The following is a 12,401-nucleotide window of genomic DNA, read 5'->3' as shown; positions in this document are numbered from 1 at the left end:
ATCTTAGTGAGAAATAACCTATAAGGGGTTATTATGAGATTTGTTTTTAAATTTCTAGCGATTCTCCTAGTGTATTTTTTTCTATTTAATATTGGTAATTCTTCTGAAAATCAAAATGCTGAAACGCAAATAGATATAAAAGATATACAGGCTTTACAGAAAAAAATATCTGCATTAAAAGAAGAAATAAAAGAGGTTAAAGAATCACAGTACTCTACAACCTTTAGTTCTAGATCTGATTTTGCTACCTATGGGTCGAAGGTAGTTAATCCTCCGGTGTTAACACCAACTAAAATAAATGTTTATGATGCTAACTATGGATCTAAAACTAACTATGTTGCGACAAGAGTAGCTAGTAATGAAACTTTGGATCAGATTTTAAGGAGAAACAGGAAAAATGAAGGAGTCTTTTTTTCAAATGGCTCAATTGATGTTGGTAAAGAACCAGCTATAACGACTCAAGGTCAGATAACTTATTTAGGGTCATATTCTGGGAATAACACCATACCTATTGGGCAGATATCGAGAAACCTGTTTTCCTCAACAATAATTGGCCAAAAAGATAAGTTTGGTGAGTATTCGATGTTTTTTGGTGGTTATCTTGAGGCTGATGCCCAGACATGGTTCGGTAGTCAGATAAATAGAATAGGAGGAGCTCCTAACTTTCCATCCACTGGTCAAAATATACATCTGACAACTATGGACTTATATTTTCTAGCAAATGTAGGTCATTATGTAACGGCTGTATTTGATTTTGTTACTGATGAAAATAATGATTTTGGACTTAGAAATGGCTTTGTTATTTTAGGGAATTTAGATGTTTCTCCTTTCTTTGTAACCATTGGACACCATAGAAGACTATCTTTTGGGACATATGGAGGAGGTGGTCCTTGGAGTAATGGAATCACTGCTGATTTCTTAGCACCAGATTCAGTATCAGATGTCGCATTTAATTATAAAACTAATACTATAAATGCTAATATAGCTGTTTTTGGAACACAAGAAAATCATCCTGACTTCTCTGCTGCTATATTTTATGCTAATAAATTAACTATGGATTTATCATATGGTTTTAATTTTGGATATATATTTAATATTGCAGGTGCTGGGAATAATAGTATAAGAGATTTTCTTGATAATGTTGGAAAAAGTAATGATAATCTCGGTGTAATAAACATTGATGGAACATTAGCATATTCAGTATTAGAAGGTACTTTACAATTTCAAAGTGGTTGGGCTACGACACTAAATAAAGAAGATTTTAATGATGATGGAACTAATGTTAATACTGGGGCTTGGTATGTTAGCTTGGCTTATGGAATTAAGTTATACGGGCGAAACACAAACGTCAACTTTAGCTATGGTCAATCATACAATGCAGCGAATATCCCAATGCCATTGTCAAATGCATCACCAACCTTTGGGCTTTCTAGTTCGGGGATAAAAAATCAATGGATTGTTTCTGCTCAGAGATCATATTTTGATAACAATGTGCTATTAGGACCAGAGTACTCCTATCAACGCTTATATAATAACCAATATATGAATACACTGACCTTAGATTTATCGATATATGTTTAGTATAAGAGCGATAAATCTTATAAATTAGAAAAACCTAATAATTAATATTATTTTAAATAGTAAAGTTGGTATTGGTTAGGAAGTAGCAATTTTACTTTCCAAAAATAAACTCTAGTTGCTATACCATAATAATTGGAAATGAACCATGTTTTTTGCATACTATAAGCTACATTCTCAAAGAGTAAAATAAACTAGTTTTGCAACAGTTATGTTTGAGGATTAAAAATGAATCACGTTAAAAACAAGGATTTTAAATGATTGAATTAAGAAACAAATATAAATGCGAAAAAAGTATTAACTTCAGTTCGGATATGGTTTTTACTGATAAAGAAATGGATCAGGTAGAACTACTATTACAAAAAATTCCTCTAGAAACCATCGACAAAGGCGATACTGATGAGAAAGCTAAAGCCAAAGTGGGAAGATTAATAGAAGATAAAATCGATCAAAACCCTAAAATTGTAAATAAAGATACGTCTACTAAAGTTCTTGATATTTTGTATAAAAAAATAAATTTTTTTGAAGAAATATTAGAAGGAGGTAAGAAATATATAATAAGGGCACAGGTTAATGTTCTAGAAAAAGGGGGATTTGTATCAAAACATATCGATACAGATAGTAATGAAGATTATGAAGCATCCGTAATAATACAGCTAGGTAAAGGTTTTAAAGGTGGAGAGTTCGTAACTCATTATAAAAATCAAGTTAAAAAAATAAAACCTGAATATAGAAGTATTACTGTTACATCTGGTAGATTAATTCACGAAGTAAAAGAAGTTACTGACGGTGAAAGAATCTCTTTTGTATTTTTTTTGAGTAGTGCTAATAGCCTTAATTATCAAGCGTAGCTCAAATGTGTTGTTTCTGCTCAGAGACCATATTTTGACAAATTAGGATATCAATACTCCTATCAACTTTTATATAATAACCAATATGTTAATACATTGACTTTAGATTTATTTATATATGTTTGAAAATCGGAAGTTAAGTATTATAAGCATTATAACGAAGTAATCTATAGATTGATAAAAAAATTGATATAAGATAATATTTTAGTTTCTTATCAATATATTATCTCTTTAGGGAGTGGTTTTGAACAATAGTATAGAGGTATTCTTACACTCATCTAACTATATTATGTTGGCTTCGGGTTTAATATTGTTCTCAGCTATTGTGTCTCAGTTTTTATCTTGGAAACTAAAATTACCATCAATTTTATTCTTGATCCTAAGCGGTATTATTTTGGGGCCAGTTTCAGCACAGTTCTTTCCTGATAATTTTAAGCTTGTTGATGGAGGGGTTATCTTTGGTGAGGCGCTATCTCCATTTGTGTCTATATGTGTTGCTATAATTCTATTTGAGGGGAGTCTTTCTTTAAATTTTAGTAAAATAAAAAATATTAGTAGTATTGTAATCTTACTTATAACAGCTGGTTTAGCTCTAACAGTGATATTTACAGCTATATTTTGCCATAATATCTTACATTTAAATCTTCAGCTTTCCTTGTTAATTGGTGGAATAACCTGTGTTAGTGGACCAACTGTCGTACCACCATTAATGCGAACAGTTAGACCTAAGCGACATGTTGCAAATATATTAAAATGGGAAGCAATAATTGTTGATCCTATAGGAGCTCTAGTTGTTGTTTTTATGCTTTCTTGGTTTTTATTAGGAAGCTCGTATTATAGTCAGACTAATGGGGTTAGTGTATTTATAGCGTATATAGTGTTTGTCTGTATTTTGGGTGTGACCACAGGGTTTATATTTGGTTATTTGATCGGTTTAAGCTTTAGAAGACACTATATACCAGAATACTTAAAAAGCTTCTTTGTTTTAGCTGTGATAGTTGTAGGGTTTATAATTACAGACTCTTTAATGCATGGTGCAGGTTTATTGATGGTTACTGTGGCAGGTCTTGTGATGGCAAATATGAAAGATATTCGAATGTCTGATATCGTGTCATTTAAGGAAAACCTGAGTATAGTTATTATTTCAGTGTTGTTTATTGTATTAGGTGCAGATATAGACTTTAGCTTATTTAAAGATTACTGGTTAGCTTTAATAGAAATATTCTTATTTTTACAATTTGTTTTACGACCAGCTGTAGTTCTTTTGTGTTCTATAGGGTCAAAGATAAACTTTGCCGAAAAGATTGTTATGGGGATGATTTATCCACGCGGTATTGTAGCAGCTTCTGTGGCGGCTTTAGTGGCAGTTAAAATTAGTCATTCAAATTCAGATCTAACATCTCAAGCAGATACTTTAGTATTTTTTGTATTTATGATAATTATATTTACGGTTATCTTTCAGAGTATTTTCACTCCAGCAATCTCAAAAGCTCTCGGAGTTACAGAGCCTGAAGGTAAAGGATTCTTAATAATTGGGGGTAATAGGTTTGCTCGTGAATTAGCGGAAATTTTTGTTAAGAATGATATTGAAGTTATTATCACAGACTCATCTTGGGCAAATGTACAAAAATGTCGTCAGCTTGGCTTAAATACATACTATGGAAGTCCCGTTTCGATTCATGCTGATTGGAGTATTAATTTAGTAGGTATTGGTTCAATGCTTGGTTTGTCAACTAGTGAGTATGTAAATGCAGTATCAGCTGTTAAATATAAACATGAATTTGGCTCTAAAAATACATATGTTCTAAGAGCATCTCAAAAAGAAAGTTATAAAGGTATTGGAGCAATTGAAACAAATCTTGCAATGTTACTTTTTGATGAGGGTGTAGATTTTAATCTTTTGATAGATAGGTTGAACCAGGGTGCTAGTATTAGAAGTACAAATATTACGCCAAACTATACGCTAGATAACTTTTTTGCGGATAATCCTGGTGCAATAGCGTTATTTATTATTGATAATAATGGTTATGCACAACCATTTGCTAAAAATAAGAAAATCAAATCAGACAGTTATAGTTTGATATCATTAAGAGATAATGCTAATAAAAGAAATAAGGATCAGTTGTGTCTAAATGTATAAGAAGTTTTTATGGTAAAAGTCCAAATGTCGCGGAATCTGCGTATGTTGATGAATCTGCTGCTGTAATTGGTGATGTTATACTTAAAGATGATGCTTCAGTTTGGCCTCAAGTTAGTGTTAGGGGAGATTTACTAACAATTACTATTGGTAAAGGTACTAATATCCAGGATTGTAGTACTTTGCATACTACAGAATATCCCAAAGATTCTGGAGAGGGTTTCTCGTTAACTATCGGCGATGATGTAACGGTTGGTCATGGTGTTATATTACATGGTTGTGAAATTAAAAATAATTGCTTAATAGGAATGGGGTCTGTAGTTTTAGATGGGGCGGTTATTGAGCCTTGGGTTTTTTTAGGTGCAGGTAGTTTAGTTCCTCCAGGAAAGGTTCTTGAATCTGGCTATATGTATTTAGGTTCTCCAGTAAAGAAAATTAGACCAATAAGTGACCAAGAAAGAAAAATCATACAAGAAAATGCTAAACATTATGTTAAAGTTAAAAATAGGTATAAAGCAGATATCTAAGCTTTTATTAGCTTTTTTATTTGTTAGTGCAGTAGTATCTTGTACTACTGTGCAAACACAAATGATTCCAATATCTTCGAAAAATACTTTTGAGCAAGATAAAATAAAGCCTGAGCTTCTTAAACTTGAGAGTTGGAAGATTAGAGGGGTTTTAGGAATTATCTATAATGATAAGGCTGAATCAGCAAATTACATATATACTCAGGATGGTGATAAATTTAGTATCAAACTTTATGGACCTTTAGGTATAGGAAGTATTCAGATCAAAGGAGACACTAGTCAAGTAACTTTAGAAAATAGTAAAGGGCAAAAAATACAAGCAAAAGATGCTAAATCATTGATGTTAGAGCAGTTAGGGTGGTATGTGCCAGTAGATGGTTTGAAATACTGGGTAAAAGGTATAGCTATTCCTAATATCAAATATAAGTCGAAGTTAAATCAAAATAACCTTACAGAGATGTTACAGCAGAATAATTGGAATATTTCATATAAGAATTATCAGTTTGTGGGTTCTAAATATCCTTTACCATCAAGAATAAAAATGGATAGAGATAATTTAATAATAAAAATAGTTATAAAATCATGGCAGATTTAAGATATAGAGAATATAACAGTCTTGCAAAGATTAATCTTTTTTTGCATATATTAAATAAGAGAGATGATGGTTATCACAATCTACAAACGTGGTTTACATTTCTAGATTTAAAAGATAATTTGAGGTTCAGATTTAATGACTCGTCTAAAATCAATATCTCAAGCAATATAGTGATCTCATCAAAAACCGATAATTTGGTTTATAAAGCTATAAAAGGTTTCCAGAAAACTTTTGGCATTGGTAATGTTGGAGTTGATATTGAGCTGGTAAAACAAATACCTATGGGAGCTGGTCTTGGTGGGGGAAGTTCTAATGCTGCAATAGCTCTTATGGCAATGAGAGATTTCTATATGCCTGGGTTGTCTAATCAAGATATGTTGGAGTTAGCAGCTAAACTTGGCGCCGATGTACCAATATTTTTATATGGTAAATCAGCATGGGCAGAAGGAATAGGAGATAAGCTATATCATAAGGATTTTAAAGAACAGTATGTGTTATTAATTAAACCAAATATTCATATAAGTACAAAAGAGTTCTTCGAAAGTAAAGATTTAATTAAAACAACAACTAATTTATCTAAAGATCAGAGTTTTGATAAAAAACTTATGCGTAATGATTTTGAGAATGTTTTCTTTGCAAAATATCCTCAATTTGATCAGTATCTTAAAGACCTAGATACTAACTTTAGAATGACTGGAACTGGGTCATGTTTTTATCTACTGTCGCAAGATGAAGATAAACTGCAACAACTTGCAAGAAAAATTGATAAACCTCTTGACAAATGGGTGGTTAAGACATTAAACTATGCCTACTAACTTTTGAGGTTAGTTCTTTAGTTGGGCTATCGCCAAGCGGTAAGGCAACGGGTTTTGATCCCGTCATGCGCAGGTTCGAATCCTGCTAGCCCAGCCACACAAATTCCTAAACTTTTAAAATAAATCATCACCTGACTTTTAGCTTAAAAATATATATAATTGTTAGCTAACGTTGTATTAACTAGTTTGAAAAACATGTCTGAAAATTATCATATTGGTACACCTGGTGAAAAATGGGGTTCTCGAGAGAAACAGCAGTGGCTTAATGAGCAAAATAAGAAAAGATCTTACCATGAAGAAGCTGAGAAAAAGATATTAGCCTTGACTTCAAATTTTGATGTCGATGTGTATCATAAGCTGGAATATTCAGTTGGCAGTTATACGTTGTATGCTCTTAAAACCAAAAACTGGGATGCCTCTAAACCATCTATATTAGTCACTGGTGGAGTTCATGGATATGAGACAAGTGGTGTACAAGGTGCTATTAGTTTTGCTCAAACGAGAGCTTTAGAATTTGCTAATGATTTTAATATAGTTATCTTACCATGTCTAAGCCCGTGGGGTTATGAAACAATTAACCGTTGGAACCCTAATGCCGTAGATCCAAATAGGTCATTTTATCTAGATAGTAGCTGTCAAGAGTCAGTTGCTGCAATGAAGTATGTACACTCTTTAAAACAAGATTTTATAATGCATATAGATTTACATGAGACTACAGATACCGATGATAGTGAGTTTAGGCCAGCTTTAGCTGCTCGTGAGGGTATATCTATAGATAAATGGGGAATCCCAGACGGCTTCTATTTAGTAGCAAATAGTAATAGACCTCATTATAGCTTCCAAAAATGTATAATTGATGCGGTTGCGAAGGTTACTCATATCGCACCGACAGATCCAGATACAACTATTCTTGGTGATGATACGATAAAGGATGGTGTTATGGCTTGTGATTCAGACAAAGAAAAATTATGTATGTCTCTATCTAATGCTGAATATACAACAACAACAGAGGTATATCCAGATAGTCCAAAAACTAATCCTGAAGAATGTACCTTAGCTCAAGTTGAGGCAATAGTGGCTGGTATAGAATACATAAAAAAGAGTAAATAGGTAAAACAATGTTAAATGGTTTAATTAATGTTGCTGATTTTCTAGTTAGTATAGTTTTTGGCTTATATGCTTTTATATTGTTGTTTAGGTTTTTTTTGCAGTGGGTAAAGGCGGACTTTTATAACCCTGTTTGCCAGATGATTATGCGTGTTACTAATGTAATTATTCTACCGCTAAGAAAGCTAGTGCCTGGGGTTTTGAATTTAGATTGGTCATGTATTGTTGCTGTATATCTGGTTTTTATTATCCAGGATTTGCTTTTAGGCTTACTAAATGGTTTAGGATTTAATTTAACTTTTGTGTTCATAAAACCTTTCTTGGATATAATCTTTGCTATTATAAATATGTATGTTTATTTGATAGTCATAAGAGCTATAGCTAGCTGGTTTATCCAAGGTGGTATGAATCCTATATTTATTGTAATTTTCCAAATTACAGAACCACTATTAGCAAGAGCTAGAAGTATTATAAAACCACGATCAGGATTTGATTTTTCGCCTATAATTGTCCTAATAGCGCTATTTTGCATTCAAATATTTTTACAAAGTATTATTGCTCAGCTTTTTCATTATTAATTTGTAAAGCTTGTTTCCTTACTAAAAGCATTTTATATGCAGCATCACCATTTTCATAAAAATAATTTATTTGTTTGCTAATTTTGAATCCTACACTTTTATATAAAGAGATAGCTCGAGAATTATTTATATTTACCTCTAGAGATATATTTTTTATTGAATTATCTAAAACATACTCTAAAAGTTTTTTACCTATTCCTTGTCCTTGATGATTCTGACAAACAGCAAGGGAGTATACTCTTATTACTTTTTTATATTCAAAGCACAATATATATCCTGTTAGGCACTCTTCTTTTTTAGAAACAAAGAAATATTTTTGTTTTTTTATATTGTATATAAACTGTTTTCTAGATATTTTGTCAGATAGAAATGTAGAGTTTTCTAAATTAAGAAGCTCTTCAAGATCTACTAATTTAGCTTTAGTTATTTGCATATGGTAGTTTCTTATGGTTCATTCGATTGAGAAACTCCAACATTATTGTTGTATATAGTTGGTCACCGATATAAGCATCTTCAATATCAGAATCGATAGATGGATTATCATTAATCTCAATAATGATAGGTTTGTTATTAATCACTTTAATGTCTATGCCATATAGCCCATTACCAATAGTTTTTGCTGCCTTAAGAGCTATTTTGATAACAGCTTTATCAACTTGATGAATAGCAAATGCCTCAGATTTACCATGCTGTGTTGATTTTTTGTTATGGTTAGTTATTTGCCAATGATCTTTTGCCATATAGTATTTACATGCATATATTGGCTTATTATTTAGTACTCCTATACGCCAGTCAAAATCAGTATAATAATATTTTTGCGCAATTATTATTGAAGATTGTTCAAACATATTGCTAAGGATTTGATCTAAATCTTCAATAGAGTTAGCTTTTTTAACTCCCTTTGAGAATGAGCCATCAGGAATTTTTAGTACGATAGGTAGACCAAGCTCATTAATTAATTCTTGAGGAGAGAAGTCATCATTTTTAAAGATAAGCTTGCCTTCTGGTGTAGGAATTCTATTTTTAGTCATCAAGTTATGTAGATAAACTTTATTTGTACAACAAGTTATTGATTTTGTATCATCAATCACTACTAAATTATTGTCTTCGGCTTTTTTAGCAAAGCTATAGCTATAATGGTTAATAGAAGTTGTCGTTCTAATAAAAAGCCCATCATATTCAAGCAAACTCATATAATCATCTTTTGTTATTAAATCTGTATATATACCTAAATTATTTGCAGCTTTTTGAAAGTTCTTTAGAGCTTTACTATCACTTGGAGGAAGAGTTTCATTAGGGTCATATAGTATTGCTAGATCATAATGATAACTTTTTTTATTTTTTCGCTTACGCCAGACTTTACTACTAAAACTATTTAGAGAGTTCGCAAATATTGTCTGTTCATTATCATTTAATTGACTCAGCTTACCAATAGATATTTTTTTGATTTTCCAAGTGATATTTTGTTTCTCTAATATTACTTCTAATACTGGCGCAGGAAATGCCTCAAATATCTTTTTAGCTATTTTTTCAATGCCTGTTATATTAGATATTCCAAAGAATATTTTCATATTTATATATTCAGACTTAAGAGCATTAACAAGCTTAAGATCCTTACCTATTAAGTCAAATAATAGAGTTTCTTCAAAATGACTAATACTATTAAGAGTTTCGATGGTTGGTAGAATAGTATCTTTATTTGAGTGTGCTAACAAACAAGCATAATACCCTTGCTCTAGATACTTCATCTGTTCAGATAAATTTATAATATAGTTTGGTTTTATACTAATATATTGTAGATATTGATGAGTTGTTTCTAAGTTTGAATAAGGATAGTAGGGAGACCATATATCTTTGTTATCAATAAGTATTTTTAAGGGCTTCATATAACCTCTTGTTGTAATTAAGGCGAACGTATTATCTACCTTTTTTAATAAATTACAATAGATTTTATAAAAGATAAGCTCAATATTTTCTCTTTATAAAGTACAAAATGGTATTATCAATATAGTTAGAGAAATTTTTCGTATTTAATGATTACGGTAAGGCAAAGATTTTTATTGTGCATTCTGTTCTTTACGAGTTTTTCTCTTTGCTATTCATATCAGCATATTGAAGACTTTAAATATAACCAAGAAATATCATTGTCAGGTATTGTGAGTACTATTCCAAAGCAAAATGATCACAAGTTAGAATTTATCTTTCATACATCTAAATATGGGGATATTTTACTTAAGGCAAATAAAAGTTATCGGCATTATCTAATACCTGCGAATAAGCTTACACTATTAGCAAAAATCTATAAGCCACATGAATATGATAATACAAATGCTTTTAACTATTCACAGTATTTGGATCATAATCATATTATAGCAATAGGCGATGTTAAGAGTGGTTCTAAAATCACATATAATGGTACGTCATTCTTATATTTGCCAGAAAGGTTTAGATACTATATTTATAATCACTTGCAAAGTCAGCTAAAAGAAAATGATTTAAAACCTTTCATATTGGCGCTATTAATAGGGGATAAGGATTTTACTGAATCACAACAGAGTTTACTAATTAATTCAGGAACCTCGCATCTAATGGTGATTTCTGGCTTACATATAGGTTTATTGGCATTTATTGCGTTCTTGATATTTAGAGGTGTATGGTCACTTTCTCCTAAATTATGTCGTAAGTTACCAGCACAATATATTGGTGTTATATCTTCAATTATTGTTGCTTTTGGTTATAGTTTGCTTGCTGGATTTAGCTTACCTACGCAGCGAGCCGTTATTATGCTATTAGTAGTGGTTATTTTCTGGCTTGTTAAAAAGAGGATTTCGATTGTTAGATCTCTTTTTATTGCATTTGTAGTGATATTATTACTAGACTTTAAATCTATTTATAGTATTAGCTTATGGCTTAGTTTTTCCGCTGTAGCATTATTGGTTATTATTTCAATATTGCTACAACAATATAAGTCAAAATTAGCCCATTTTCTTATACCACAGATTTATCTAACAATATTTTTGATTCCTATTTGTGTCTATTATTTTGGCAATTTTTCTTTAGTTTCGATTTTCGCAAATATTGTCGCTATTCCATTAGTAAGTTTTGTGATATTACCATTACTTTTAGCTTGTTTGATTATTTCTTTCATAGGAATTAAAATTTGGTTTATACCTATACTTCTATTAAAGTTGCTATATGTATATCTAGAATTTTTAACCAAGCATATTCAGCTTGTAGAATATTGGAATTATTTTTCATTAGCTAGTCTAGTAATTGTACTTGTTGGTATTACTTTATTGATTTTTCCCTTTTCTAAATCGACTAGATTGCTTGGGTTGGTGATGTGTTTAGTCTTTTTTCAGTCATCTGTAGATTTATCAGAGAAGTATAAGTACTTTAAGTTGCATATTTTTGATACTAGAAATCAGATGGTTTTAGTTCAAAATAATGGTCAAAACTTTTTATATACATCAGCTAAGAATTTAGATAATAAATATATTCTATCTAATATCTTAGCGAATTATTTAAAGATTGAAGGTATTGATAAAGTTGATTATTTGATTATTGCTGATGTTGAAAAGAGCTTGAGTTTAGAAAGTATTAAGCAGATTATTCCAGTAGAAAGAACTATTTCAAATAGTGATAATCGTAATTTGGATTTAATAAAATGCAGTTATAAAAATAATCTTTCATTTAATAATTTGCATATTAAGTTTTTATCTAATAAAAACAATTGCTTCGTTGATATTAAGTATTCGGATAGAGAATTTTTGTTAGTTGATAGTGCTAATTTAAAGTCTCAAGAAGAAGTTTTTAATTTATACGGTAGAGTAGTTTCGCCAGGTATTATAATTACATCAACAAAGTTATATTCAAAATTTATCAACAATAATCTTGATTATGTTGTTTATATTTCAAATAATGTAAAAGAGTTACATCAGCTTAATAACTTAAAACATCAAGTATTTGATACGTATTCAAATGGGGCTATATCAATTCAGATTGATCAAGATAGTAAATTAAGCATTATTTCACAGCTTAAAAAGTATTAATAAATATTGTTAATTTTAGAGAGAAAACCTATTGTAAAAGAGTTTATCTATATTTTTACAATACTAAGTTTTAAAAGTTAAGAATTATTAACCAATATATATAGAGAAGATCTTTTAAAAGAAAGCTTATAAATGGTACTATATATTAAAGAAAAAGATTT

11 protein-coding genes and 1 tRNA gene are annotated in these 12,401 nt (G+C 30.5%); 10 read left to right on the top strand and 2 right to left on the bottom strand.

Going from position 1 to position 12,401, the window contains the following annotated elements; all coding sequences use genetic code 11:
* The first annotated feature begins 33 nt into the window (after positions 1 to 33).
* The 9 genes from F3D62_RS05125 to F3D62_RS05085 all read left to right on the top strand — a co-directional run bounded on the left by F3D62_RS05125 (position 34) and on the right by F3D62_RS05085 (position 8,188).
* Positions 34 to 1,581 (top strand): DUF3573 domain-containing protein, encoded by a 1,548-nt coding sequence (locus F3D62_RS05125; RefSeq protein ID WP_150467175.1) that lies wholly within the window; start codon positions 34 to 36, stop codon positions 1,579 to 1,581.
* Between the two features lie 254 nt (positions 1,582 to 1,835).
* Complete coding sequence (locus F3D62_RS05120; protein WP_150467174.1) at positions 1,836 to 2,429, top strand: 2OG-Fe(II) oxygenase; 594 nt, start codon at positions 1,836 to 1,838, stop codon at positions 2,427 to 2,429.
* A 289-nt stretch (positions 2,430 to 2,718) separates the two neighbouring features.
* Positions 2,719 to 4,569: a cation:proton antiporter gene (locus tag F3D62_RS05115; RefSeq protein WP_411961315.1), complete on the top strand. Its 1,851-nt coding sequence runs from the start codon at positions 2,719 to 2,721 to the stop codon at positions 4,567 to 4,569.
* Positions 4,554 to 5,093, top strand: a complete 540-nt coding sequence (locus F3D62_RS05110; RefSeq protein ID WP_150467172.1) for a gamma carbonic anhydrase family protein — start codon at positions 4,554 to 4,556, stop codon at positions 5,091 to 5,093. Before F3D62_RS05115 ends, F3D62_RS05110 begins: the two co-directional genes overlap by 16 nt.
* A complete protein-coding gene (lolB, locus tag F3D62_RS05105; RefSeq protein ID WP_150467171.1) occupies positions 5,044 to 5,688 on the top strand; it encodes a lipoprotein insertase outer membrane protein LolB in 645 nt (214 codons plus the stop codon). Before F3D62_RS05110 ends, lolB begins: the two co-directional genes overlap by 50 nt.
* Complete coding sequence (ispE, locus tag F3D62_RS05100; protein WP_150467170.1) at positions 5,676 to 6,503, top strand: 4-(cytidine 5'-diphospho)-2-C-methyl-D-erythritol kinase; 828 nt, start codon at positions 5,676 to 5,678, stop codon at positions 6,501 to 6,503. Before lolB ends, ispE begins: the two co-directional genes overlap by 13 nt.
* A gap of 22 nt (positions 6,504 to 6,525) precedes the next feature.
* Positions 6,526 to 6,600, top strand: a tRNA-Gln gene (locus F3D62_RS05095).
* A gap of 98 nt (positions 6,601 to 6,698) precedes the next feature.
* Positions 6,699 to 7,613 (top strand): M14 family metallocarboxypeptidase, encoded by a 915-nt coding sequence (locus F3D62_RS05090; RefSeq protein WP_150467169.1) that lies wholly within the window; start codon positions 6,699 to 6,701, stop codon positions 7,611 to 7,613.
* 8 nt (positions 7,614 to 7,621) lie between these two features.
* Positions 7,622 to 8,188: a YggT family protein gene (locus F3D62_RS05085; protein ID WP_150467168.1), complete on the top strand. Its 567-nt coding sequence runs from the start codon at positions 7,622 to 7,624 to the stop codon at positions 8,186 to 8,188.
* Here the strand turns inward: F3D62_RS05085 and F3D62_RS05080 are convergent.
* Positions 8,163 to 8,621 (bottom strand): GNAT family N-acetyltransferase, encoded by a 459-nt coding sequence (locus F3D62_RS05080; RefSeq protein WP_150467167.1) that lies wholly within the window; start codon positions 8,619 to 8,621, stop codon positions 8,163 to 8,165. The genes F3D62_RS05085 and F3D62_RS05080 overlap by 26 nt on opposite strands.
* A complete protein-coding gene (locus F3D62_RS05075; protein WP_150467166.1) occupies positions 8,608 to 10,074 on the bottom strand; it encodes a RimK family protein in 1,467 nt (488 codons plus the stop codon). Before F3D62_RS05075 ends, F3D62_RS05080 begins: the two co-directional genes overlap by 14 nt.
* Before the next feature lie 150 nt (positions 10,075 to 10,224).
* On the opposite strand from F3D62_RS05075, the gene F3D62_RS05070 reads away from it, so the two are divergent.
* Positions 10,225 to 12,240 carry a ComEC/Rec2 family competence protein gene (locus F3D62_RS05070; protein WP_150467335.1) on the top strand — a complete coding sequence of 672 codons (2,016 nt, stop codon included), beginning with the start codon at positions 10,225 to 10,227 and terminating at the stop codon, positions 12,238 to 12,240.
* The last annotated feature ends 161 nt before the right edge of the window (positions 12,241 to 12,401 follow it).

Source organism: Francisella sp. SYW-9 (genome assembly GCF_008711465.1).
Taxonomy (GTDB): domain Bacteria; phylum Pseudomonadota; class Gammaproteobacteria; order Francisellales; family Francisellaceae; genus Francisella.
This window is presented reverse-complemented; position numbering and strand designations above follow the sequence as displayed.